A 24,586-nucleotide genomic window follows, 5' to 3' on the forward strand; every position below is an offset into this window, starting at 1 on the left:
AACTGGGCCAACAGTCTGCGAATGCCCGGCTTAGTGGAACGAATCGCCGCAGGCGCAAGACCCGCCGGCGTTGGGGTTGTCGATCGTGAAGCCCTGCTTCGAGATCGTGTCCTCGAAGTCGATGCTGGCACCGCTCAGGTACGGCACGCTCATCTTGTCGACAACCACTTCAACGCCGTCGTAGTCGCGGACGGCATCGCCGTCGAGCAGGCGCTCGTCGAAGTAGAGCTGGTAGATCAGGCCCGAGCAGCCGCCCGGCTGAACAGCGACGCGGAGCCGCAAGTCCGTGCGACCCTCTTGTTCAAGAAGGCTCCGGACCTTGCCTGCGGCGACGTCGGTCAACTTGACCTCGTGCTCGGGAAGCTCGCCGCCTGCGAGCTGCGCTCCGGTGCTGTTTTCGTTGGTTGCAGTGCTCATTGGCCTACCTTCTTATGACGCTCTTGGCGGCTGCGCCTTCGCGCCGCCTGCCCTTACCCAAAATACGTGCGGGTTATAGCTACATGCTACGTCGAGCCGGCGCATAGCTATAACTCCTAACGTAACCGCCGGGACCGTTACCTTGTTCCCCGCCGTGGATCTTGTTCCCCTGGTGATCCATATGGACACCTTCGGGATCTGGAGTGTCAGAGGCCTTCCGCGTTAAAGCGCGCCAGCATCAATGCCTCGGCCAGGACGGCGTTATGGAAGTCGCCAATGTGAAGTGATTCGTTGGCGCTGTGCGCCCGGGAATCCGGATCCTCTACGCCGGTCACGAGGATCTGGACATCGGGGTAGGTTTCGGTCAGGTCCGCGATGAAAGGTATGGATCCACCGATCCCCATTTCGACGGCCGGCACACCCCAGGCTTCACCTAGTGCCCACATCGCGATCCGGGCCGCAGCCGAGCCGGTGTCAGTAGAGAAGGCGTTGCCTTGCTCCCCCGGTACGAACGTCACTTTCGCTCCGAAGGGCGAGTTGGCCGTCAGGTGCCTTCCCATTGCGTCCATAGCGGCATCCGGATCTTGCCCCGGAGCCAAGCGCAGGCTGAACTTCGCGCGCGCGGAAGGGAGCAGCGTGTTGGATGCGACGTCGACGGCGGGTGCGTCGATGCCGATGATGGACAAGGCGGGCTTGGTCCAGAGCCGTGAGGCGATGCTGCCGCTGCCTGCAAGCCTCACACCGTCGAGCACAGAGGCATCCGCACGGTACTGTTCCTCGTCAACGTCCTCTACCACGTCATCTTTGGCCACCAAGCCCTCGATGGCCACGTTGCCGTCGTCGTCGTGCAAGGTCGCGATAAGACGGGACAAGAGGGTCGGCGCGTCCAACACAGGACCACTGAACATGCCGGAGTGCACGGCGTGGTCCAGCACCCGCACCTCGAAGGTGCCGTCCACCAGGCCGCGAAGACTGGTTGTCAGGGCTGGAACGCCGACCTTCCAGTTGCTGGAATCGGCCACGACGATAACGTCCGCCTCGAGGAGATCGCGGTGTGTTTCGAGGAATGTACGGAAGGTCGGCGAGCCCGCTTCTTCCTCGCCCTCGAAGAACAAAGTGACGCCGAGGCCGAAATCATCTCCCAGCACTTGGGTTGCAGCAGCGTAAGCGCCCAGGTGGGCCATGATTCCCGCTTTGTCGTCGGCTGCGCCGCGGCCATAAAGGCGGCCTTCGCGTTCCTCGGCCACAAACGGCTCGGTATCCCACAGGCTCACGTCGCCGGGCGGCTGCACATCGTGGTGCGCGTACAGAAGGATGGTCGGCTTGCCCGGCGCTGCAACGCGGCGCGCAACAATAGCAGGTCCTCCCGGAGTGCCGTCCGTCTTGTCGCAACGCAGAGTCTGGACGTCGGCGAAGCCCGACTCGCGGACCAACGCCGCAACGGCCTCGGCGCTGCGCTCAAGTTCCGCGGGGTCGAAACTTGGCCAGGCAATGCCCGGAATGGCGACGAGCGCTTTCAAACGCGCCATGGTCTCGTCAAAAGAAGATTCGACGGTGGACTTGAGCGCATCGACATTGATCGTGCCGGAGCCGCCGGAAAGGGTCTGCGGGATCTCCGCATTCATTGAAGTCATGGCGAAAACACTACCGCTGGGAGTGGTGCGGGGAAACCGGTATGGACGGCGTCGCGGACTCATTCGCAGGGTGCCGCGTCGCGTCAACTTCAGGGCGCTTCCTGCGGGGTATTCTGTAGGGGTGTTTGGACGTAAAAAGGATGAGCCGAGCGCTCAAGACTCAATAGACCAGCTTGCCGCCGATGCCGCCGCGAAAGGTACAGGTGCTGGTAAGGGCGCACCCACGCCCAAGCGCAAAGAACAGGAAGCTGCTCGTAAGCGCCCCTTGGTGCCGACCGACCGTAAGGCCTCCAAGGAAGCCGAGCGCATCGCAGTGCAGGACCAGCGCCAGAAAGTGCGCCAGGCACTCGATACCGGGGACGAAAGATACCTGCCGCTACGGGACAAGGGACCCCAGAAGCGTTTCGCCCGCGACTACGTCGATGCCCGTTTCAGCCTCGGCGAGTACCTGATGTTCGGAGCGCTGCTGTTCGTAGTGATCTCCTTCATCATTCCGTCAGGAAGCGATGCCCTCAGCTATATCTTGATCGGTTTCTGGGTCATGTTCCTGGCGGTCTTCGCGGACGTTTTCATCCTTTCCCGCAAGCTGCGCAAGGGCCTGACGCAGAAGTTCGGCGAAGTCGAGCGCGGCACTGTCTGGTACGGCAGCATGCGTTCCCTGCAATTCCGCCGCCTGCGCCTTCCGAAGCCGCAGGTCCAGCGTGGCCAGTACCCCTCTTAGGGCCGCAAGCCACCAAGGACGCAAGCCACCCAGGACAAGAGTCCAACTAAGCAGAAAGACCCTGGAACAGCTGTTCCAGGGTCTTTCTGCTTGTCCGCATGCGGCGATCGAGGGCCTGGCTAGCGGCGGTGCTTCGCAAGGGCCTTGTTGATGCCGGCGGCCCAGAACGGACCTTCGTAGAGGAACGCGGTGTATCCCTGCACCAGGGTGGCTCCGGCGTCGAGCCTTTCCTGGACGTCGGCTGCGGACTGCACCCCGCCGACGGCGACGAGCGCCAGGCCCTCCCCTACGGCGGCCTTGAGCCGGCGCAGTACCTCGAGCGACCGCGCCTTGAGGGGCGCACCGGAGAGCCCGCCGGCGCCGCAGGCCGCCACCTTACCCGGTTCGGAAACGAGGCCCTCCCGTCCGATGGTGGTATTGGTGGCAATGATGCCATCGAGCTTGAGGTCCAGGGCGAGGCGGGCGACATCGTCAATGTCGTCGTCGCTGAGGTCCGGGGCGATCTTGACCAGCAGGGGGACATGGCGACCAGCGGATTCGTCGGCGGCGTCTCCGACGGCGCGCAGCAGCGGGCGGAGGGTCTCGACGTTCTGGAGCAGGCGCAGGCCGGGAGTGTTCGGCGAGCTGACGTTGACCACAAGATAGTCGGCGGCGGGCGCCAGGCTCCGGGCGCTGACCAGATAGTCCTCAACCGCGTCGTCGAGCTCGACAACCTTGGTCTTGCCGATGTTGACACCGATCACGGGGCGAACGCCCGCATGCGTGCGCTGCAGGGCCGCCCTCGCGGCCTTGAGGCGCGGCGCCACCGTCGCGGCGCCGTCGTTGTTGAATCCCATGCGGTTGATCACGGCCTTGTCCTCGATCAGGCGGAAAAGCCGTGGCTTTTCATTACCCGGCTGGGCCTGGCCCGTGATGGTGCCTACTTCCACGTGGCCGAAGCCCAACTCCGCGAGGGCCTCGATTCCGTGGCCCTCCTTGTCGAAACCGGCAGCAAGGCCGAACGGCGAGGGGAAGGTCAGGCCGAAAGCCTCCGTGCGCAGCGAGGGGTGCGGTGCCGTCATTTTGGCCAGAACGCGCCCCGCTCCCGAGCGGTGTGCGAAGCGGATCGCCTGGAAGCCGATCTTGTGTGCTTTTTCGGCATCCATCCAGGAGAAGGCCAGCTTGAAGAATGTTGGGTAAACGCGCATGTTCCTAGTTTTCCGGTTTACAGGCGGCGCACCAAACCGGAGCGGTTACCGGGCGTTAGCATGTACGAATGCCCAGCAATCCACGTGATGGAGTTCACTCCAAGGCAACCATTCAAGCCGACGTTCTCGTCATCGGCGCGGGACTGTCGGGGCTGGTGGCCGCCGCCCAAGCCTACGCACTCGGGAAACGGGTTGCCGTGGTGGACCAGGAACCCGCAGCCTCCGTGGGCGGCCAGGCACATTGGTCTTTCGGTGGACTGTTCCTGGTCAACACCCCCGAACAGCGAAGGCTGGGCGTCAGGGACAGCGCCGAACTTGCCTTGGGCGACTGGTTGGCATCCGCGGCCTTTGACAGGCCGGAGGACTCCTGGGCCCGGCTTTGGGCGGAGGCCTATGTAGACTTCGCCTCCGGCGAGAAGCGCCGGTGGCTGAGATCGCTCGGCGTGCGGCTCTTTCCGCTGGTGCAATGGGCCGAGCGCGGCGGCTATGGCCCCCAAGGCCACGGCAACACAGTCCCGCGGTTCCATGTCACCTGGGGCACTGGCCCCGGCGTCGTTCAACCGTTCCTGGAAAAGGTGAGCGAGGGCGTCGCCCGGGGCAGGGTATCCCTCCACTTCCGGCATCGCGGCACGGAACTAACGACGACGGCGGGCCGCGTCACCGGGGTCAGCGGCGAGATACTTCAGGCGTCCGGCGCCGGACGCGGCGAAGCGTCGTCGCGGACCGTCGTAGGGAGTTTTGAAGCGACTGCCGGAGCCGTCATCGTCACCACCGGCGGAATTGGTGGAAACCATGCAATGGTGAGGCGGCAATGGCCCGACCGAACGGCCCCGGAACACATGCTGAGCGGCGTACCGGCCTCCGTGGATGGCGAGTTCCTCGCTGCCGTTGCTGCCGCCGGCGGAGGGCTCATCAACGGTGACCGCATGTGGCACTACCCCGAAGGCATCCACAACCACTCCCCCGTGTGGCCCTTGCATGGCATCCGCATCCTCCCGGGTCCGTCGTCGCTGTGGATTGATGCGACGGGACGGCAGCTGCCCGCCCCGCTTTTTCCAGGCTTCGATTCCTTGGGTGCCCTCAGGCATATCCTGGCGGGCGGACACGGACATTCGTGGTTCGTATGCAACCGGACCATCGCACTCAAGGAATTCGCCTTGTCGGGTTCAGAACAGAATCCGGATCTCACAGGCAAGGACATCCGGCTCCTGGCCTCTCGGCTCAGTCCTGCCAGTGATTCCCCGTTGCGCGGCTTCCTGGACCGTGGCGTGGATTTCCTGCAGGCTGCAACGGCCACCGAACTAGCTGGAAAAATGAACTCGCTGACGGGTTCGCCCCTGATAGATCCCGGCCAGCTCGATAACCTCATCCGCGATCGGGACCATCAAGTGGCCAGCGGGCTAGGCAAGGACCCGCAGCTCGCCGCTGTCCGGGCGGCGCGGAGGTTCGCCACCGACAAGATCATGCGTGTGGCCCCTCCGCACCGGCTCACCGACGCGAAACACGGCCCGCTTCTGGCAGTTCGGCTCTCCGTGCTGACACGCAAGAGCCTTGGCGGACTACAGACGGACCTTCGTTCACGCGTCCTTGACAGTTCCGGAGCGTCGCTCCCCGGATTGTACGCGGCTGGAGAGGCATCTGGTTTCGGCGGAGGCGGAATCCATGGATACCGGGCATTGGAAGGAACCTTCCTTGGCGGCTGCCTGTTCTCCGGGCGCGCAGCAGGGCGCGATGCCGCAGCGAGTGTCTAAGCTGTTCCCATGGAGTGGCAGACCGACATCCTCGGCGCGGACTTCGAAAGTTGCGCCTTCGAGGCGGCAGGACCTGACGGGGTGGTCCGGCGTGCAACACTGGTTCGCCACGTCCCTCACGAGGTTGCAGGACGTGGCGATCGGCCACCGGCCACCAACGGTTCCATCCTTTTCCTGCACGGCTGGAGCGACTACTTTTTCAACGTCGCACTGGCAGAGTTTTGGACCGGACAAGGCTTCCATTTCTACGCCCTCGACATGCACAACCACGGCCGCAGCCTGCAGGCGGGCACCCCGGGTGGCTACGTGGAACATCTAGATGACTACGACGCTGAGATCGGCAAAGCGATCGACATGATCCGCTCCGGCGACCTTCTTGGGGAGGTGCCCCGTTCGTTGACCCTCATGGGACATTCCACCGGAGGACTCGTGGCCGCCTTGTGGGTCAGCCGCAACCCCGGTTCGGTCCAGTACCTCGTACTCAACAGCCCGTGGCTTGAAATGCACGGAAGTTCCTTGGTCCGCCGTGCAGCCCAGACCATGGTGAAGCCGCTTGCGCGCTTCCGTCCCACGACAATCCTGCGCTTGCCCGAACGAGGGTTCTACTTCCGCAGCATCAGCAGCTCAGCCGAGGGCGAATGGCTCGTCGATCCCAAATACCGGCCCCCCTTGGCCTTCCCCATGCGGGCAGGATGGCTCAGCGCTGTCCTCAGCGGACACACGAGGGTGGCCCGCGGGCTGAGAATTGACATCCCCATCCTCGTGCTGATCTCCGGAGCGAGCGCGAACGGGATGGTCTGGCAGGAGTCCATGAGGCGTTCAGACGCAGTCCTGGACGTGAACACCATGGCTGTCCGTGCCATGACCCTTGGCCGCACCGTCACGTTGGAACGGGTGGACGGCGGTCTTCACGACGTGTTCCTTTCGGCAGGCCCGGTGCGCGCCGATGCCTACGCCCGGCTTGCGCGCTGGATTCGCGGTTACATCTCGAACGGCCCGCCGCCTGAGCATTTGGCCGGCGAGGAACACGGACAGTCTGGGGAAGCGCCATGACCACGGAGCTGGGCGTGCCGGTATGGCAACAGGATTTTCTGGGCGGTGGTTTCGAGGCCCTGGAATTGGAACTTCCACCCGACGAAGAAGGTCCGGTTTGCGCCACCCTTGTCCGTCACGTCCGTCCAGTGCCAGCCCATTCGGCGCCACACGGACTTCTCGATGCCTTGACGGCCTTCACCAGACGCCGCCGTCGGAGGGAAGTTCCCGTCACGGAGGGCCCACCGAGGGTGGTGCTCTACCTCCACGGCTGGGCCGACTACTTCATGCAGACAGAACTGGCGGAGTTCCTGAGTGCCTCCGGATTTCATTTCTATGCGCTTGACTTACGCAAGTTCGGACGGAGCCTCCGGCCGGGGCAAACTCCCGGCTACACCACCGATCTGTCGGTATACGACGAAGATATCGATGCCGCGCTGCTTGCGATACGCCAGGACATTGCCGAAATAACCGGTAGCGCGGAGGCGCCTACCGTCCACCTTCTGGCCCATTCCCTGGGTGGCCTGCTTGCGGCACTGTGGGCTGACCGGAACCCTGGCCGCATTGCCACCCTGACGCTGAATTCGCCGTGGCTGGAACTTCAGGGCAGCAGTCTGATCCGCAGCATCGCGATGCATTTGGTGGAACCGTTTGCCCGCACGGATCCCAAGCGGCCATTCCGATTTCCGGAGATGCCGGCCTACTGGGAAAGCGTGAGCAACCTGGCCCACGGGGAATGGACCCTTGATCCGGAATGGCGGCCGCGAACGTCGTTCCCGATCCGCGCGGGGTGGACAAAGGCAGTCCTGGCGGGACACTCCACCGTCGAACGCAAACTCAATATCGATGCTCCGGTGCTCGTGCTGCTTTCGGGACGCACCCGCATCCAGTCGGAGTGGAGCGCGGAGCTCATGCGCGTCGACGCCGTGATCGATGTTGAGCAGACTGCCCGCCGGGCCCTGGGACTTGGACGGCGGACAGCCGTGTTCCGCTACCCGGGCGCTCTCCATGATGTGTTCTTGTCACGGCGCACGGTCCGCCAGCAGGCCTACAGGGACGTCGCTATCTGGTTGGCTTCTTATCCGGACTGACCGGATTTTGACAGCGCACTCGTGTTAATTGTCAGCGGGATGCGGCAGCGTCCACTGCGCCACCGTAGCGGCGGTCCCGTTTGGCATAGATCTCGACGGCGTCCCACAAGGTCCTGCGGTCGACGTCGGGCCACAGCGTATCCATGAAGACGAACTCTGCGTAGGCCGATTGCCACAAGAGGAAGTTGGACAGCCGCTGCTCACCGGAACTGCGCAGGAACAAGTCGACGTCCGGAAGATCCGGTTCATCAAGGTACTTCTGGATGGTCTTCTCTGTGACAGAGCCCGGCTTCAGGCGTCCATCGGCAACATCCTGGGCGATAGCTGCGACGGCGTCGGCGATTTCGGCCCGGCCGCCGTAATTAACACACATGGTCAACGTGCACGTGTCGTTGCCGCGGGTGTAATCCTCTGCTTCCTCAAGTTCCTTGATGACGGAACCCCATAGCCTGGGACGTCGGCCTGCCCAGCGAATTCGCACCCCCCACTCGTCGAGCTGGTTGCGCTGCCGACGCAGCACGTCCTTGTTAAATCCCATGAGAAAACGCACTTCTTCAGGAGAACGGCGCCAGTTTTCAGTGGAGAAAGCGTAGACGCTGACGTACTTGATGCCGAGTTCGATCGCGCCGGCCATCACATCCAGCAGCGCCGGTTCCCCGGCCTTGTGGCCCTCGATGCGCGGCAGGCCGCGTTGGTTTGCCCAGCGGCCGTTGCCATCCATGACGATGGCCACGTGCTGCGGGACCAGTTCGGCGGGTATGGCCGGTGGCCTGGCCCCCGAGGGATGTTGGTACGGGGCCTTAACCGGGGTCCTCCGCGCAGTTGCCGTCTTCTTTTTTCCCAGTGCCACTTTCAGCTTCGCTCCACATGTTTGAGGGACTTCAATGCTCGTTCAAGATGCCATTGCAAGTAGCTCGCCACCAAACCGGCTGCCTCCCGGCGATGCAGGCTCTCGGACACATCCGCCGTTGCCCAGTCCCCCGTCAGCAACGCGCCCAACAGGACCACGGTCTCGGGTGCCGGCGCCGGCGAACCAGGGGGGCGGCAGTTAGCGCAGATCATTCCGCCCAAGGGAGCGGAGAATGCGGTATGCGGACCGGCCGCCCCACAGCGGGCACAGTCCGTGAAGCTGGGTGCCCAGCCGCCGGTGGCCAAAGCGCGAAGGAGGTAGGAGTCAAGAATGAGTTCCGGGGGGTGGTCGGAACGGCTCAGCGAGGCAAGAGCCCCCACGAGGAGGTTGTATTGCGCGGTTCCCGAATCGGCGTCGGCGTCTGTCAGCTTCTCTGCGGTTTCCGTCATGGCGGCAGCGACCGTGTACCGTGAATAATCGGCGGCAATCGAGCTCCCATAGGCTCCTTTGGCGACCGCCTGGGTGACGATGTCCAGGGTGCGGCCAGACACCAGTTGGAGGTCTGCCACCATGAAGGGTTCCAGCCGGGCCCCGAACCGGCTACTGGTCCGCCGCACACCCTTTGCCACCGCCCGAACCTGGCCGTGATGTTTTGTCAGCAGAGTGATAATGCGGTCCGCTTCGCCCAGTTTGTGGGTGCGCAGCACAACGGCATCGTCCCGATAGGACCGCGCTGCGAACGAAGAAGGATTGGCCACAGTTAATCTTCGCACCACACCGGGCCTTCTCGGGTCCGGCGGAGCCGTGCGGCACCGTGTTGACGGTGCCGCACGGCAAATAGCTATGCCCGGACAGCCCTAATGGCGCGATTGACAGCAGAGATGACTGCCTTGAGCGCAGCGGTGCTCGTGTTGGGATCGATACCGACACCCCACAGGACCCGCTCGCCGACGGCGCATTCGACATATGCTGCCGCACTGGCGCTGCCGCCCTCGGACAATGCATGTTCCGAATAGTCCAGGACGCGTACGTCCACGCCGTCTTCACGCAGGATATCCAGCAGCGCAGCGATGGGGCCGTTGCCCGTGCCGGTTCGTTGAACCACGGTGCCGTCGACGCGGAGCGCTGCGTGCAGGGTCAGCTCGCCGGATTCATCGGTCTCCGTGCGGATGGAGCCCAGCGAATAGCGTCCCCACTGGCCATCGGCCGTGGTAGCGGGAAGGTATTCGTCTTGGAACATCGCCCACAGCTGGGCTCCACTGACTTCGCCGCCCACGGTGTCGGTGCGGTGCTGGATGACGCCGGAGAATTCGATCTGTGCCCGGCGCGGCAGGTCAAGGCTGTGCTCGTTCTTGAGCAGGTACGCCACACCGCCCTTGCCGGACTGCGAGTTGACGCGGATGACGGCCTCGTAGCTGCGGCCCAGGTCCTTGGGATCGATCGGCAGGTACGGGACCTGCCAGGTGAAGTCGTCAACGGCCTTGCCGGCCGCGGCAGCTTCCTTTTCGAGGGCTTCGAAACCCTTCTTGATGGCGTCCTGGTGCGAACCGGAAAATGCCGTGAACACGAGATCGCCACCATACGGGGAGCGCTCGGGGACGGGCAACTGGTTGCAGTACTCCACGGTCCTGCGGACTTCGTCGATGTCTGAGAAATCGATCATCGGATCCACGCCTTGCACGAACATGTTCAGGCCCAGGGTGACCAAGTCCACGTTGCCGGTACGCTCGCCGTTGCCAAACAAGCAACCTTCGATGCGGTCGGCGCCTGCCAGGTAGCCCAGCTCTGCCGCCGCGACGCCCGTGCCGCGATCGTTGTGGGGGTGGAGGGAGATGATGATGCCGTCACGGGGATGCAGGTTCCGGTGCATCCATTCGATGGAGTCGGCGTAAACGTTGGGGGTGGCCATTTCCACGGTGGCGGGCAGGTTGATGATGACTTGCTTGTCGGCGGATGCTTCAAAAACGTCGGCAATTGCGTTGCAAACCCGCGCTGCGTACTCGAGCTCGGTTCCGGTGAAGGACTCCGGCGAGTACTCATAGGTGATGTGGGTGTCCGTGAGGGTTTCCTCGTACTTCTTGCACAAGCGCGCACCCTGCAGGGCAATATCCAGGATCCCGTCTTCGTCCTGGTTGAACACAACGCGGCGCTGGAGAACCGACGTGGAGTTGTACAGGTGGACGATGGCCTGCTTGGCGCCCACGAGGGATTCGTAGGTGCGCTCAATCAGATGTTCGCGCGCCTGGGTCAGGACCTGGATGGAGACGTCATCCGGAATGTGGCCGCCTTCGATGAGTTGCCGCACGAAGTCGAAGTCGGTCTGCGACGCAGACGGGAAGCCGACCTCGATTTCCTTGTACCCCATCTTCACCAGCAACTGGAACATCTTCAGCTTGCGGGCCGGGCTCATGGGATCGATCAGTGCCTGGTTGCCGTCACGCAGGTCCACGGCGCACCAGCGCGGGGCCTTGGTGATGACTTTGTCCGGCCAAGTGCGGTCTGCCAGCTCGACCTTGATCTGGTCCTGGAAAGGCAGGTACCGGTGGATCGGCATTCCGGAGGGCTTTTGTGCGTTGCGCATGACTTAGGGCCTTTTCTCTTAATCTTGAAGGAAGATTGGCCGGGCACAGCTAACTCCGCAGCGAGGGTTGGCCTAGCGAATATTCGCTTTCAAGGCCCCGCCGCGGCAGCTAAGGAGAAGCATTCCTGCACGCACCATTTCACAGTAACACGGGTGCGTATGATGACAATGCAATACCTGAAGCAACGTCCACTATGCAGACGCGGTTACGGTGGAGAGCCGGATCCGCTCGTCGTCCGAAGGAGTTCTTGTGCCACAGTCGGGGATCACACTGTCCAACATCGATGAAAGCGTTCGGCCGCAGGACGATCTCTACCAGCACGTCAATGGTGCGTGGCTGAAGGCCACGGTCATTCCGGACGACCGTCCGCTGGAGGGAACTTTCACCGCGCTGCGTGATGGCGCCGAACTGGCAGTCAAAGCGATCATCGAAGAGGCGGCCGCTAAGGGCGAGGACGCCAGTGGAATCGAGCGCAAAGTCGGTGAGCTCTATAACAGCTTCATGGACGAGGACGCTGCCGAAGCCAAGGGCATGGAACCGATTCGCGCCCGGATCGATGAGGTCTTTGCCACTGCTTCGCCCGCCGAAGTTGTCGCATTGTCCGGGCGGCTGTTCCGCTCGGATGTTTCCGGCCTCTTCTCCATCTACCCAGCGCCCGACGCCGGGAACCCGGACCGGGTCCTGCTTTACATCGGCCAAGGCGGGCTTGGCCTTCCAGACGAGTCCTACTACCGGGACGAGAAGTTCGAACCGATTGTCAGTGCCTACGGCAAGTATGTCGCCAAACTCTTCAGCCTGGCAGGTATTCCCGATGCCGACGCAGCGGCCCAGCGCATCGTCGCCTTTGAAAAGGCCCTTGCCTCGCACCACTGGGATAACGTCACGCTTCGCGATCCGCAAAAGACATACAACCTCAAGACTGCGGATGAGGGACGTGAACTGTTCCCATACATGGACGCATGGTTCGACGCCGCCCGGATTGAGGGCGACAAATTCACCGAGCTGGTGGTGAGCACTCCGGATTTCTTCACCGGTGCGGCCGCCCTTGTCGAGTCTGAACCTCTTGCCACCTGGCAGGAATGGTTGGCTTTGCGCGTGCTCAACGCTGCTGCCCCCTATCTGTCGTCAACCTTCGTCGATGCAAACTTCGATTTTTACGGCACCACCCTGAGCGGTACGCCGCAGAATAAGGACCGCTGGAAGCGCGGCGTCGCCGTCGTCGAAGCCGCCCTCGGAGAGGCAGTGGGACAGATCTATGTGGAGCGCCACTTCCCCGAGGGTTACAAGGCCAGGATGCAGACGCTGGTCGCCAAGCTGATCGAGGCTTACCGCCAGAGCATCACCGCCCTCGACTGGATGGGCGAGGACACCAAGGCGGAAGCACTGAAGAAGCTCGCGGCCTTCCGGCCCAAGATTGGTTTCCCGGACAAGTGGATCGACTACTCCGCCGTCGACATCGACCCGGCTGATCTTCTGGGGAACGTCGAGCGGGCCCACAATGCCGACGTCGACCGCCACCTTGATGAGATCGGCAAGCCGGTTGATCTGAACAAGTGGCTCATGACCCCGCAGACCGTGAACGCCTACTACCACCCGATGCTGAACGAGATTGTTTTCCCCGCGGCGATCCTGCAGCCCCCCTTCTTCACGGCAGAGGCTGACGACGCCGTCAACTACGGCGGCATCGGCGCAATCATCGGACATGAGATCGGCCACGGCTTCGACGACCAGGGCTCCCAGTTTGATGGAAGCGGAGCGCTGCGGAACTGGTGGAGCGAGGAAGACCGCAAGGCATTCGAAGGACTGGCGGCCAAACTCGTGGCCCAATTTGACGCTCTTGCGCCGTATGCGGCTCCTGAGCATAAGGTCAACGGGAAACTCACGCTGGGCGAAAACATCGGCGACTTGGGAGGCCTGACCATCGCATACAAGGCTTACCTGCTGAGCCTTGACGGTTCGGAACCGCCCGTCTTGGAGGGCCTTACCGGCCAGCAGCGCTTCTTCATGTCCTGGGCTGCCGGCTGGCGCCAGGTCATCCGGCCCGAGGAAGCCATCCGGCGCGTCGCTACGGACCCGCACTCCCCCAACGAGTTCCGCACTAACGCCATCGCCAAGAACCTGAACTCATTCCATGAGGCGTTCGCGGTGGAATCCGGGGACGGGATGTGGCTGTCGCCTGAGGACCGCGTCAGTATCTGGTAAGAAGCAGTACGAAAGAAGGGAGCGTTGACCACAAGCGGTGGTCAACGCTCCCTTCGCTTTGTCGCGTGGCTACCGGGCGATGAGGGCGGGGTTGACGGCCTGACACTTTACGTCGCCCGCGGTCTGCTTGACGACGTCGGCCGGGACGGAAACCATTCCAAACTTTGTTCCCGTTGTGAAGTCGGAGCCCACATACACCTGGACTCCGACGATGCCCGGAGACGGCTCGATCTGTGCGGCGGGAATGCCCAACAGGCCGGCAACGTCCGGCGCAACGTCGGCATAACCGGTCCCGTAATAGACAACCGTCTTGGATGCAGCCGCGGCCAGGAAATGGCCGGCCTTGGTGAACCCGCCGCCAATGAGTGCGGCCGCGAGTTCCTGGCCTCGTGACGCAACGCCCGAACCGTCGGCTACCGTCACTGCTTGGAGGGCCTTGTTGTAGGCAGGGGCGGCGGGAGAACCGGCAGCCGGCGTTGAAGGAGTGCCTGAGGAGGCCGTCGGGGCAGGCGAGGAACTCGGCGACGGAGCCGCTGTGGCGGCCGGGTTGGTGAGGTCCAAGTTCGCCCGCATGGCCGCAAACAACTGCGTGGCCTGTGGTTGGACCAGTTCGAGCCTGTTGATGTCGACGGCGGCGGGCCGGGTGGGAGCCGACACGAAGGCCACCTTGGACAGGTCAATGTCTTTGAGGCGGTTCCCGATCGTCAGGAGCGACTGGGCGGATGCCAGGCCGTTATCCACGGTGAGGTTCTTGGTTACGACGTCGGCGATCGAAAGCAGGCTCTGCGGATTGCTGAGCGTGCCATCAGCCTTGACTTTGCGGGTCAGCGAGGAAAGGAACCCTTGCTGCGCTTGGATGCGTCCGAGGTCGCTTCCATCACCAAAACCGTGGCGGGTCCTCAGGAAGGCCAGGGCCTGCTCGCCTTCGACTTTCGAAGTCCCCTTGGCGAGTCTGAGCCCGGAATCGGGGTCGTAGACGGCGTCGCTCACGCACACGTCGACTCCGCCCACGGCTTTGGACAGTTCCTTGACGGCGTTGAAGTCAGCCATCATGAAGTGGTCAATCTCCAACCCGGTGAGCTTGTTCACGGTGTCCACCGCGCAACCGATGCCGGCCTCAGCCATGGCCGAGTTGATCATGACGTTGGAGTGGGCTTCATAAACCGTGTTGGTTTTGGCGTCAGTGCACTTAGGGACAGTCACCAAGAGATCACGGGGAAAGCTAGTGAGGCTCACCCTCTTGTTGTCCGCCGAGATGTCCAGAAGCATCATGACATCTGATTGACCGTAGCCTGTGGAGTCCTGTGAGGAACCGTATTGCGAGTTTTTCCCGTCGCGGGTGTCGGAACCGAGGATGAGGATCTGCAAGCGGTCCGTGGCATCGTTGGCCGCGGCTTCGGTTCTCGTGGCGCCTGCCGACAAAGGTGCCTTGCTGATGTTCGACTGCAACCGGATAACCCAGTAAGCGGCGAAAGAGATGCCGGCGACGAGGAGCACAGACACTGACACTGCGGTGATCTTGAGCCAGAGCGGGAGCCCCTTAGGAGCATTCATGTGGCGGGGGGTGCTGGGGGCTTCCCCGTAGCGTGCAGCGCCGGGCGGACCAATGGTGCCGGGCTCCTGCACGCGTGCATCGCGACGTCGCACTACGTGCTCAACCTTTCCTCGGAAAATGGGATTCGGACCATTTTACGGGCCCAAACTGGGAAAATCCCCAGTGACTAGAACCCCAGCTTCACGAGTTGCTTTGGATCGCGCTGCCAATCCTTGGCCACCTTGACGTGCAGGTCAAGATAGATCTTGGTTCCGAGGAGGGCTTCGATCCCCTTGCGGGCGTTGGTTCCGACCTCCCGCAAGCGACTTCCGGCCTTGCCTATGATGATGGCCTTTTGGGACGGGCGCTCAACGTAGAGATTGACCCGCACGTCAAGGAGCGGGTTGTCTTCGGAGCGGCCTTCGCGGGGAAGGATTTCCTCCACCACCACGGCCAGGGAGTGTGGGAGTTCATCCCGGACACCCTCCAATGCGGCTTCGCGAATGAGCTCGGCGACCATGATGGCCTCAGGTTCATCCGTGAGTTCACCGTCCGGGTAAAGAGGCGGGGAAGCGGGCATGTGCCCAATGAGGACGTCGGCAACGGTGTTGACCTGGAAGCCGTCGGTTGCGGAAACCGGAACGATGTCCGCCCAGCCTTGCTCGCCGAGCACTTCGCGCCCCAGTGCCGCGACTGCAAGGAGCTGCTCGGTCAGGGCCTGACGGTCTACGAGGTCGGTCTTGGTGACGAGTGCGATGATCGGCTTGCGTCCAACGGCAGCGAGCTGCGCAGCAATGTACTTGTCACCCGGACCGATCTTCTCGTTGGCCGGCAAGCAGAACCCAATGGCATCCACTTCCGAGAGGGTGTCCGCCACGAGATCGTTGAGGCGCTTGCCAAGAAGGGTGCGTGGGCGGTGCAAACCCGGGGTGTCCACGAGGATGAGCTGTGCGTCTTCCCGGTGGACAATGCCGCGGATCGTGTGCCGGGTGGTCTGCGGCTTTGCCGAAGTGATGGCTACCTTCTGGCCAACCAGAGCGTTGGTGAGGGTCGACTTGCCGGCATTCGGACGGCCCACGAGAACGGAGAAGCCTGCGTGGAAGCCGCCGAAGTCCTGATCGGCGTCGAACTTCTTATTGTGCTTGCTCACGTGGAACTCCCTGTTGCGTTGTGTCGGCCTCGTCGAGAAGGTCTTCAAGGTCAGTGTCTTCTTTTGGAATGGCTGCCGCAATGATATGGCTGACCCGGTTTCGCCGGCCTTCAAGCCTATCGGCTTTCAAGGAGATCCCGTCCACCTTCACCGCACTGCCTACGATCGGCACCTTGCCCAAGGTCTTGGCCAAGAGGCCGCCTACGGTGTCCACTTCGTCGTCGTCGAGGTCAATGTTGAAAAGTTCGCCGAGGTCGTCGATGCTCATCCGTGAACTGACACGGAACGTGCCATCACCCAAGTCGGTGACCTCCGCATCGTTGGAGTCGTATTCATCCACAATCTCTCCCACGATTTCCTCAATGAGGTCCTCCAGCGTCACCAGTCCCGCCGTGCCACCGTACTCGTCAATGACCACAGCCACGTGCGTGGACTCTTGCTGAAGCTCGCTGAGGAGGTCGCTGACGGGCTTGGATTCCGGAACGAAACGGGCCTCGCGGGCTATCGCGTCCACGTCCGGGCGTACCGAAGGCTGTTCCGGACGGTGCAATGCGGCAGCGACGTCCTTCAGATAAAGAATCCCGCGGATCTGATCAGCATTCTCGCCGATAACCGGAATCCTTGAGTAGCCGGAGCGCAGGAACAAGGCCATGGCCTGCTCAAGGCTGGAGCCCGACTCGATGCTCACAATGTCCGTTCGAGGGACCATCACAGAGCGGACCAAGGTGTCGCCGAAGTCGAAGACCGACTGAATGAGTTCGGCCTCGCTGTCCTCGATCATGTCCGATTCCGTAGCCCTGTCGACGAGCTCACGGAATTCTTCCTCGCTGAAGAACGCTTCATCGCCGCTGGGAGCACCAGGCGCCACCGCACTGCCGATCGCTACGAGCCAGCCGGGAATTGGCCCCAGGATCCAGCACAGGAACCTGATGAGGGGGGCCGAGAAGCGCACCACGCCGCCTGAGTTGGCGCGCCCGAGTTGACGAGGCGAGACGCCCACCAAGACGAACCCGATGACGGCCATGATGCCCGTCGCCGCCAGTCCGGCGAGCCAGACATTGTCGAGGAGACTGTGCATGACCACGGCGACAGCCACTGCTGCCGCCATCTCGAACCAGACCCGCCAGAATCGTAATGCCCGTATGTGGGCAACAGGTTGGGCGAGGATGCTGCGAAGGGAAGTCCCCCGGCTCTTGACGATGGCGTGCTCTGCCTCGTGCCGCGGCAGGAAGGTAAAGGCAGCCTCCGCCGCAGTCAGCAAGGCGACGAAGCTGAGGAACACCAACGCCATGCCGACCAGGATGAGTGAGGTCACTGCATGGTCTCCATGGGGGCATCCTTGCCGAGGAACTCGGACAGCAGCTCACGCTGCAGGCCGAACATTTCTTCCTTCTCTTCCGGCTCAGCGTGGTCGAAACCGAGGAGGTGGAGGATTCCATGCGTGCAAAGCAGGAGCATTTCATCCTGGGTTGAATGGCCCGCATCGCGCGCCTGGACCTCGGCCACTTGCGGGCAGATGGCGATGTCGCCCAGCATGCCCTGTGGCGTCGGTTTGCCTGGCGTTCCCGGTGTTAGCTCATCCATGGGAACGGAAAGGACATCGGTTGCGCCGGGTTCGTCCATGAGCTCGATGTGGAGCTTTTCCATGGCAGCTTCGTCCACGAGCAGGATGGAAAGTTCAGCTTGGGGGTGGATGTAGAGCCGCTCAAAGATGAAACGCGAAAGCGTCACCAGTTGAGCCTCGTCCACCTGGATGCCGGACTCGTTGTTGACCTCGATGCTCATCGGCGTTCTCCCCGTTTCTCATGCGCCGCCGCGTGCTGTGCGCGCACCCGGTGCTTTTCGTCCCAAATGCTGTAGGCGGACACAATGTCGGCCACCAGCCGGTGCCTGACGACGTCGGAAGCGTCCAACATCGTGAAGTTCACGCCGTCGATCCCACTGAGGATTTCCCGGACGATACGCAGGCCGGAGGTGGCTCCAAAAGGTAGATCCACCTGGGTGATGTCCCCTGTGACTACCATCTTGGAACCGAAACCAAGCCTCGTGAGGAACATCTTCATCTGTTCCGCAGTGGTGTTCTGGGCCTCATCAAGAATGATGAACGCATCGTTGAGCGTGCGGCCGCGCATGTACGCAAGCGGCGCCACTTCAATCGTTCCGGCAGCCATGAGGCGCGGGATCGACTCCGGATCCATCATGTCGTGCAAAGCATCGTACAACGGACGCAGATATGGATCGATCTTGTCACTCAGCGTTCCAGGGAGGAATCCGAGGCGCTCCCCTGCCTCGACGGCGGGCCGCGTGAGGATGATGCGGCTGACTTCCTTGAGCTGCAGTGCCTGCACGGCCTTCGCCATGGCCAGGTACGTCTTGCCGGTGCCGGCCGGGCCGATCCCGAAGATCACCGTGTTGTCGTCTATGGCGTCAACGTAGCTCTTCTGGTTCAGAGTTTTTGGACGAATGGTGCGTCCGCGGCTGGAAAGAATGTTGTGGGTCAGCACTTCCACAGGACTCTGAAGTGACTGGCTGCGCAGCAGGGAAACGAGCTGTTGGAGTACGTCAGGGGTGATAACGGTCCCCCTGCCGACCAAACCCCGGACTTCCTCCAGGAGCCGCATGATCCGGGGAACATCGCCGGACGGTCCGCTGAAGGAGAGCTCGTTGCCGCGCACATGAAAGTCGACGCCGGGGAACTGGGCTTCTATGTAGCGCAGTGCCTCGTCATGGCTGCCGAGGGTCTGAACCATCTGATCAGAGTTGTCGAAGACGACAACTTCCGTCCGGGCGCCTGGGACAGAGTGCGGGAACTCGGCCGGGCCTGTGTCAACGCTGCCGGCCCTGGGCCGCCCGTTCAATGATTCTGTCATAGTGCTGGCCTAGTGGCCTGTGCTCCTCCGGCTTGGTTATGTCCATCGATTTGCTCCGATGTCCGTTCGCTGGATGGGCGCAGGATCGCGGGCCTCGGATTGCTTTCAATCCTACGCCAGCCAGTCTCGAGGGTGGTTCCGGACCGTGCCCGGGAGGGCTGCGGGCAGCCGATTTCAGGCCAGTTTGGTATCAACTCCGTATCGACCTCGTATCAATCGCATTGCAGTTGGTGCCGGAGTATGGAATCGCCAGCAAGCGCCGCGGGGACTATGACAAGCTGATTTATGGGCAAAAATGCCCTGCACCCGCTCCTCGGGCGCATGACTCCCCCGCACCACAGCGGCCGAACACGAGCAGGAATCCACTATTACCAGGCCAGCCGGCATTCCAGAGGGCACACGCATCCGGAGACGTTCCGCCATGCTTGTGACCGCGCTGACCGCTGCCCTGTTTCTTTCGGGTTGCGTTGCTGACCGTTCGGGTCAGGGATCAACTACGCCTGTCCCCAATCCGACCGCTGCCCTGCAGGCGGCACCCGCCACCAATGCGCCGCTCGAGACAACCCAGGCGTCAAACAAGATTCCGGTGTACTGGATCGGACGAAGCGACACGGATATCTTCCTGTACCGCGAATTTCGTGACAACCCAGGCAACGAGAACCCCATCACTACCGCCCTGCGGATCATGATGTCCCAAAAGCCGCTGGATCACGATTTCTTCACGCCATGGCAAAATCCGAGCGACCTTGCGACGTCGATTTCCGGCAAGAACGTGGTCACGGTCGACGTTTCCCGCGACGCGTTCAATTCCAACCTCGACGCCGGAATGGCGCAGCGAGCGGTCCAGCAGCTCGTCTACACCGCTACCGCTGCTGCGGCGAGCTCGGGCTTGATCGACTCCGGTCAGCTGATCAAGGTGACCATCCTGGTAGACGGGCACACGGACTACATGGCGTTCGGTCAGGTCAAGCTGGGTGATCCGATGGTCCGGGACGCAACCATGGTGGCACCCGTCTGGATCATTGAGCCTCAGGAGGACCTGACCCTGCCTGCCGGTCCAGTCAAGTTCAACGGGCGTAGTACCGACACTTCGAAGAAACTGCATTGGCAGATCCTCCGCGAGAACTCAAGCGGCGAGAAGACATCATACCTGTCCGGTCAGACCACTGCTTCGACCGTGCCGGGACAAGGTGGCGCCTTCAACTTCACGGTGGGCCTCGGAGCCGGGCGGTACGAGTTGCGCGTTTCCATGGTGGGTCCAGGCGACGCCGATATCGCCACGGATACCCGTTCTTTCAGCGTCCGCTGATCACCTGCTTGCACCGCGAGCCACTCGACGGGCTGCCTGGGCAGCGCGCTTGGCGCTCTACCAGCGCCCCAGAATGTCGCTGGCCAGTACGACGGCGGCCGGGCCCGCCGTCGACGAGCGAAGTACATGGTGCCCCAAGAGGGCGGTGACCGCGCCGACGTCGCTCAACTTGGTTACTTCGCGCGGCGAGATGCCGCCCTCTGGCCCCACGATGAGCAGCACTTCGCGACCTGCTCCGGGGTCCCCGCCGGAAAGCTGATCCTGCCACTTCTCCAATACATCCCTCAGCGGGCGCTTTGCGTCCTCGTGCAGGATGATCGCCAGATCAGCAGCGGCAACGGCCGCCGCCAAGCCGGAGCCGTCGACGGCGGCACGCACTTCCGGGATCCACGCGCGCCGTGCCTGTTTGGCCGCTGCGGTAGCCACCGATTGCCACTTCGCGAGGGCCTTGGCGGCCCGCTCCCCCTTCCAACGGACAATGGATCGTTCCGCCTGCCAGGGCACCACGGCGTCGATCCCGAGTTCCGTTGCCGTCTCGACGGCGAGTTCATCGCGGTCGCCCTTGGCGAGGGCCTGGACCAAAACGAGGCGCACTTTCGGCTGGCGCTCCTGGAGGACATCAGATGCAAGGACTTCCAGGCTTCCTTGTCCGGATGCGGTCACAGTTCCCGTAAGGCGCTTTCCGGCGCCGTCGGCAATGTCCACGGCTTCGCCGACTTCCAAACGCTTGACGGTGACTGCATGCCTTGCCTCGGCGCCGACCAGCACGAACGTGTCACCGGGCCCGAGCCCGTCGAGCGTTCCGGCGGCCGCGAAGAATACGGGGTTGCTCACCGCTACAGGTTACCGAGCTTGTCCCGCAGCTTCGCGAACATACCGCCGCTCGCTACGAGCTTGCCCTCGGTAAACTGCTCACCGCGCAACTTGGCCAGTTGGCGGAGCAACTCTTCCTGCGCGGCGTCGATCTTTCCGGGCGTCTCAACGTGCAGGTGTACCTTGAGGTCTCCCCGGCCGTATCCGCGGAGATGGGTGACGCCCAGTCCGCGCATGGTGATGACCTCGCCGGACTGGGTGCCGGCCTTGACGTCGATCTCCTGGGGGCCGTCAAACGTATCCAGCTGCAGCTCGGTTCCCAGTGCCGCGGCCGTCATGGGAACGCTCAGGGTCGCGTGAAGGTCGTCGCCCTCGCGTATGTAGGTGGAATCGGCGTTGACCCGGATCTCCACGTAGAGATCGCCGGAAGGACCGCCGGCCGGCCCTGCTTCGCCCTGAGACGACAGCTGGATGCGCGTTCCGGTCGCCACGCCGCCAGGCACTTTGACGGTCAGCGAACGGCGGCTGCGGATGCGGCCCTGGCCGCTGCACTCATTGCACGGATCCTTGATGATAGATCCGAAACCTTCACATGAACCGCACGGCGCGGAAGTCATGACCTGGCCGAGGATGGAGCGGACTGGGCGCTGGACCTGACCCGAGCCGCCGCAGATGTCGCAGCGCTCCGGGTGGGTTCCCGCTCGGCAGCATGAGCCTTCGCACGTGGGACAGACGACCGCAGTATCCACTTCAAGTTTCTTGTTGACGCCGAAGACGGCCTCGCGCAAATCGATGCGGACACTGATCAGCGCGTCCTGGCCGCGGCGCATACGTGATGCAGGTCCCTGCATGCCACCGCCACCCCCGCCGAAGAACGTGTCGAAGATGTCCTGGAATGCGAATCCCTGGCCCGCGTAACCTCCACCGAAGCCGTTGTCAGTGCCGTTCTCGTTGCCCGTGGCGTCATACACGCGGCGCTTCTGGGGGTCGGAGAGGACCTCGTAGGCGTGGGTCACGGCTTTGAATTCCTCGGCGGCGCCTTCTCCGGGGTTCACATCGGGATGCAGCTTACGGGCGAGCTTGCGGTAGGCCTTCTTGATCTCCTCGCCGGTTGCTTCCGGTGAGACGCCCAGAACGTCATAGTGGCTGCTCAAAGTCGGTATCTCTTCCTTGTTGTACTGCGTTTCTTGCGAGACGGTTTCTGGCCGGGGCTGTCAGCCGCCCAGAATGCGGGAAAGGTAGCGTGCGACGGCGCGGACGGCCGCCATGGTGTTGGGATAGTCCATCCGGGTAGGCCCAAGAATGCCGATCTTGGCGTTGCTGCCCGGACCGTAGCCGGTGGCGACCACCGACGCTTCGGAGAGACCGTCGTAAGGGTTCTCGCGGCCGATGCTCACTGTGACTCCCCGAGGGTCCTCGGCCATGTCCGAGAGCAGGCGCAACATGACCACCTGTTCCTCGAGAGCCTCCAAGACCGGCCCGATGCTGAGCGGGAAATCCACGTTGGAGCGGGCCAGGTTTGCTGTGCCTGCCATGACCATGCGTTCGTCCCGGCTTCGGTCGGCCAGCCTTTCCAGACCAAGAGCGAGGACACCGGCAAGGCCTCGAAGCGCTGGCGGGCAGAGGGCAACCACGGACGGCAGGACCTGCGGCATGAGGTCAAGCTGCGAGCCGGCAATGCTCCCAAGGAAACGTGTGCGCAAGGCCATGACATCTTCGTCCGTGGCATCGGCCCCTGCGTGCACCACGCCCTGTTCCACTTTGCCGGTGTCGGCGATAAGTACTACCAAGACCTGGCGCGGAGCCAGCAGCACAAACTCAATGTGCCGTACGCGGGCGCGGCTAAGGTGCGGGTACTGCACGACGGCGACCTGGTTGGTCAGTTGGGACAGGAGCCGAACGGTGCGCTCAAGGATGTCCTCGACGTCGTCGGGTCCCTCAAGCAGCGAGTGGATGGCCCGGCGCTCGGCGGCTGAAAGCGGTTTGACCTGGGAAATACGGTCGACGAACAGGCGGTAGCCCTTGTCCGTGGGGATCCGGCCGGCACTGGTGTGCGGTGCGGCGATGAGTCCTTCTTCTTCCAAAAGGGCCATGTCGTTGCGGATGGTCGCGCTCGACACTCCCAAATGGTGCCGTTCGACCAAGGCCTTGGATCCGACGGGCTCGCGGGAGTGAACGTAGTCCTCCACGATGGCGCGCAACACTTCAAGCTTGCGTGGTTCGCTCACTGCCCACCTCCATTCAACAGCCAGTGCTGAACAGTTACTACTCAGCGACCTGATATTCAAACAATTAGCACTCAACATGCCCAAGTGCTAACAAGTCTAGTATGAGCCACCACGTTGTTAGCATTGGTACCGCTCGCGGCGAACATGATTCCCGCGCGGTCCGGCGGAATGTCCAGGGCCGTCATTGATCCCCTAGCGCAAAGTGGTGTGAAGACCGTGTCTTACGACAATTGGGGCCCGCGAGACCTCTCCTCGCCTGCCAAGAGGCAACTGCCCGAGGTGCCCGTTGAACGCGGAATGGTTCTCGAAGACGTGCAGTCCGGTTGGGTCGGGGCCGTGACCAGGGTCGAAAAGGCCGGCGGCATGCACATTGTGGTGCTGGAGGACCGCCGGGGAAAGAACAAGTCGTTCCGGCTCGGCTTCGGATTCCTGCTCGACGGACAACCGGTAAAACTTCTGCCGCCGGCGCCCCGCGCCGCTGCCGGAGCGGTCACCGGGCAAGCGGGCAGGACCGCTTCAGGATCCGTCAGGGTGGCCGGCCAACGCGCGCAAGTCGCCAAGGCAAGCCGGATCTGGGTGGAAGGCAAACACGACGCCGAACTCGTGGAGAAGGTCTGGGGAGATGACCTCCGGGTGGAGGGAATCGTCGTCGAACCCTTGCATGGCGTTGACGATCTCAAGGCGGCGATTGCCGAGTTCTCTCCAGGCCCGGGCCGCAGGCTCGGAGTCCTGGTGGACCACCTGGTGCCGGATTCGAAAGAGTCGCGGATTGCCGCCGATGCCATGACACTGCCCGGTGCTGCAGGAAACGTCCTGATCGTGGGCCACCCCTATGTGGACGTCTGGCAGGCTATTCGCCCCAAGGTTCTGGGGATCCAGCAATGGCCCACCGTCGCCCGCGGAACCGATTGGAAGACCGGCATCCTGAAGTCGTTCGGCTGGCCGCATGAGACACCGGAGGACGTCGGGCTAGGCTGGCAGAAGCTTCTCGGCGCCGTCCACAGCTACGCGGACTTGGAGGCCTCCCTGCTGGGACGGGTGGAAGAAGTGATCGACTTCCTGACTGTACCCTGACGGCTCCTTGCAGCTTCCGGTTCGCTTTAGCGGCGGCCTCGGTGCGGTTTCCGCGACTTCGGGTCCGGGGGGTTGGTCCGCTGATCGCGCGCTAAGCAAGTATTCTGGGACAGCAACACTGCACCGATAGATACTCGAAGG

General features: G+C 62.9%; 21 protein-coding genes. 7 read left to right on the forward strand and 14 right to left on the reverse strand.

Features of this window, described 5'->3' with window-relative positions; genetic code table 11:
• Window positions 1-30 precede the first annotated feature (30 nt).
• Window positions 31-417, reverse strand: a complete 387-nt coding sequence (locus AC3ANQ_RS11520; RefSeq protein ID WP_059390004.1) for a HesB/IscA family protein — start codon at window positions 415-417, stop codon at window positions 31-33.
• Between the two features lie 206 nt (window positions 418-623).
• Window positions 624-2,051 (reverse strand): M20/M25/M40 family metallo-hydrolase, encoded by a 1,428-nt coding sequence (locus AC3ANQ_RS11525; protein ID WP_488305166.1) that lies wholly within the window; start codon window positions 2,049-2,051, stop codon window positions 624-626.
• Window positions 2,052-2,172: 121 nt separating this feature from the next.
• On the opposite strand from AC3ANQ_RS11525, the gene AC3ANQ_RS11530 reads away from it, so the two are divergent.
• Window positions 2,173-2,772 carry a DUF3043 domain-containing protein gene (locus AC3ANQ_RS11530; protein ID WP_488305167.1) on the forward strand — a complete coding sequence of 200 codons (600 nt, stop codon included), beginning with the start codon at window positions 2,173-2,175 and terminating at the stop codon, window positions 2,770-2,772.
• Between the two features lie 119 nt (window positions 2,773-2,891).
• Here AC3ANQ_RS11530 and AC3ANQ_RS11535 read toward each other — a convergent pair whose 3' ends face one another.
• Window positions 2,892-3,959, reverse strand: coding sequence for a quinone-dependent dihydroorotate dehydrogenase (locus AC3ANQ_RS11535; protein WP_488305168.1), 1,068 nt, complete (start codon window positions 3,957-3,959; stop codon window positions 2,892-2,894).
• Window positions 3,960-4,027: 68 nt separating this feature from the next.
• Here AC3ANQ_RS11535 and AC3ANQ_RS11540 point away from each other — a divergent pair, with 68 nt between their 5' ends.
• Genes AC3ANQ_RS11540 through AC3ANQ_RS11550 form a run of 3 tightly spaced genes read left to right on the forward strand, consistent with a single transcriptional unit; the run spans window position 4,028 to window position 7,833 of the window.
• Window positions 4,028-5,710, forward strand: coding sequence for an FAD-binding dehydrogenase (locus AC3ANQ_RS11540; protein ID WP_488305169.1), 1,683 nt, complete (start codon window positions 4,028-4,030; stop codon window positions 5,708-5,710).
• 9 nt (window positions 5,711-5,719) lie between these two features.
• The gene (locus AC3ANQ_RS11545; protein WP_488305170.1) at window positions 5,720-6,763 is read left to right on the forward strand and encodes an alpha/beta hydrolase; all 1,044 of its coding nucleotides are present in this window, start codon (window positions 5,720-5,722) and stop codon (window positions 6,761-6,763) included.
• A complete protein-coding gene (locus AC3ANQ_RS11550; RefSeq protein WP_488305171.1) occupies window positions 6,760-7,833 on the forward strand; it encodes an alpha/beta hydrolase in 1,074 nt (357 codons plus the stop codon). Before AC3ANQ_RS11545 ends, AC3ANQ_RS11550 begins: the two co-directional genes overlap by 4 nt.
• A gap of 31 nt (window positions 7,834-7,864) precedes the next feature.
• Here AC3ANQ_RS11550 and AC3ANQ_RS11555 read toward each other — a convergent pair whose 3' ends face one another.
• From AC3ANQ_RS11555 to leuA, 3 genes are all read right to left on the reverse strand, one after another.
• Window positions 7,865-8,683, reverse strand: coding sequence for an isoprenyl transferase (locus tag AC3ANQ_RS11555; protein WP_488305172.1), 819 nt, complete (start codon window positions 8,681-8,683; stop codon window positions 7,865-7,867).
• A gap of 2 nt (window positions 8,684-8,685) precedes the next feature.
• Window positions 8,686-9,441 carry a DNA repair protein RecO gene (recO, locus tag AC3ANQ_RS11560; protein ID WP_488305173.1) on the reverse strand — a complete coding sequence of 252 codons (756 nt, stop codon included), beginning with the start codon at window positions 9,439-9,441 and terminating at the stop codon, window positions 8,686-8,688.
• An 83-nt stretch (window positions 9,442-9,524) separates the two neighbouring features.
• Window positions 9,525-11,264: a 2-isopropylmalate synthase gene (leuA, locus tag AC3ANQ_RS11565; protein WP_488305174.1), complete on the reverse strand. Its 1,740-nt coding sequence runs from the start codon at window positions 11,262-11,264 to the stop codon at window positions 9,525-9,527.
• Window positions 11,265-11,514: 250 nt separating this feature from the next.
• Between leuA and AC3ANQ_RS11570 the strand changes: the two genes are divergently transcribed.
• Complete coding sequence (locus AC3ANQ_RS11570; RefSeq protein ID WP_488305175.1) at window positions 11,515-13,467, forward strand: M13 family metallopeptidase; 1,953 nt, start codon at window positions 11,515-11,517, stop codon at window positions 13,465-13,467.
• Window positions 13,468-13,536: 69 nt separating this feature from the next.
• Here AC3ANQ_RS11570 and AC3ANQ_RS11575 read toward each other — a convergent pair whose 3' ends face one another.
• The 5 genes from AC3ANQ_RS11575 to AC3ANQ_RS11595 all read right to left on the reverse strand — a co-directional run bounded on the left by AC3ANQ_RS11575 (window position 13,537) and on the right by AC3ANQ_RS11595 (window position 19,021).
• The gene (locus AC3ANQ_RS11575; RefSeq protein ID WP_488305176.1) at window positions 13,537-15,021 is read right to left on the reverse strand and encodes an LCP family protein; all 1,485 of its coding nucleotides are present in this window, start codon (window positions 15,019-15,021) and stop codon (window positions 13,537-13,539) included.
• A 167-nt stretch (window positions 15,022-15,188) separates the two neighbouring features.
• On the reverse strand, window positions 15,189-16,151 hold the full coding sequence (gene era, locus AC3ANQ_RS11580) for a GTPase Era (protein WP_488305177.1): 963 nt from the start codon (window positions 16,149-16,151) through the stop codon (window positions 15,189-15,191).
• Window positions 16,135-17,466, reverse strand: coding sequence for a hemolysin family protein (locus AC3ANQ_RS11585; RefSeq protein WP_488305178.1), 1,332 nt, complete (start codon window positions 17,464-17,466; stop codon window positions 16,135-16,137). The genes era and AC3ANQ_RS11585 overlap by 17 nt, the downstream gene beginning before the upstream one ends.
• Window positions 17,463-17,936 (reverse strand): rRNA maturation RNase YbeY, encoded by a 474-nt coding sequence (ybeY, locus tag AC3ANQ_RS11590; protein ID WP_488305179.1) that lies wholly within the window; start codon window positions 17,934-17,936, stop codon window positions 17,463-17,465. Before ybeY ends, AC3ANQ_RS11585 begins: the two co-directional genes overlap by 4 nt.
• Window positions 17,933-19,021, reverse strand: a complete 1,089-nt coding sequence (locus tag AC3ANQ_RS11595) for a PhoH family protein (protein WP_488305180.1) — start codon at window positions 19,019-19,021, stop codon at window positions 17,933-17,935. Before AC3ANQ_RS11595 ends, ybeY begins: the two co-directional genes overlap by 4 nt.
• A gap of 421 nt (window positions 19,022-19,442) precedes the next feature.
• Here AC3ANQ_RS11595 and AC3ANQ_RS11600 point away from each other — a divergent pair, with 421 nt between their 5' ends.
• The gene (locus AC3ANQ_RS11600; protein ID WP_488305181.1) at window positions 19,443-20,330 is read left to right on the forward strand and encodes a GerMN domain-containing protein; all 888 of its coding nucleotides are present in this window, start codon (window positions 19,443-19,445) and stop codon (window positions 20,328-20,330) included.
• A 57-nt stretch (window positions 20,331-20,387) separates the two neighbouring features.
• Here the strand turns inward: AC3ANQ_RS11600 and AC3ANQ_RS11605 are convergent, their stop codons facing one another.
• From AC3ANQ_RS11605 to hrcA, 3 genes are read right to left on the reverse strand one after another with little or no spacing between them, the layout of a single operon-like run.
• Window positions 20,388-21,164 carry a 16S rRNA (uracil(1498)-N(3))-methyltransferase gene (locus AC3ANQ_RS11605; RefSeq protein WP_488305182.1) on the reverse strand — a complete coding sequence of 259 codons (777 nt, stop codon included), beginning with the start codon at window positions 21,162-21,164 and terminating at the stop codon, window positions 20,388-20,390.
• A gap of 2 nt (window positions 21,165-21,166) precedes the next feature.
• Window positions 21,167-22,297 carry a molecular chaperone DnaJ gene (gene dnaJ / locus AC3ANQ_RS11610; protein WP_488305183.1) on the reverse strand — a complete coding sequence of 377 codons (1,131 nt, stop codon included), beginning with the start codon at window positions 22,295-22,297 and terminating at the stop codon, window positions 21,167-21,169.
• A gap of 60 nt (window positions 22,298-22,357) precedes the next feature.
• A complete protein-coding gene (gene hrcA / locus AC3ANQ_RS11615; RefSeq protein ID WP_488305184.1) occupies window positions 22,358-23,371 on the reverse strand; it encodes a heat-inducible transcriptional repressor HrcA in 1,014 nt (337 codons plus the stop codon).
• 216 nt (window positions 23,372-23,587) lie between these two features.
• On the opposite strand from hrcA, the gene AC3ANQ_RS11620 reads away from it, so the two are divergent.
• Window positions 23,588-24,445: a DUF3097 domain-containing protein gene (locus tag AC3ANQ_RS11620; RefSeq protein ID WP_488305185.1), complete on the forward strand. Its 858-nt coding sequence runs from the start codon at window positions 23,588-23,590 to the stop codon at window positions 24,443-24,445.
• The last annotated feature ends 141 nt before the right edge of the window (window positions 24,446-24,586 follow it).

This window comes from Arthrobacter sp. DMZ02-1R (genome assembly GCF_057747935.1).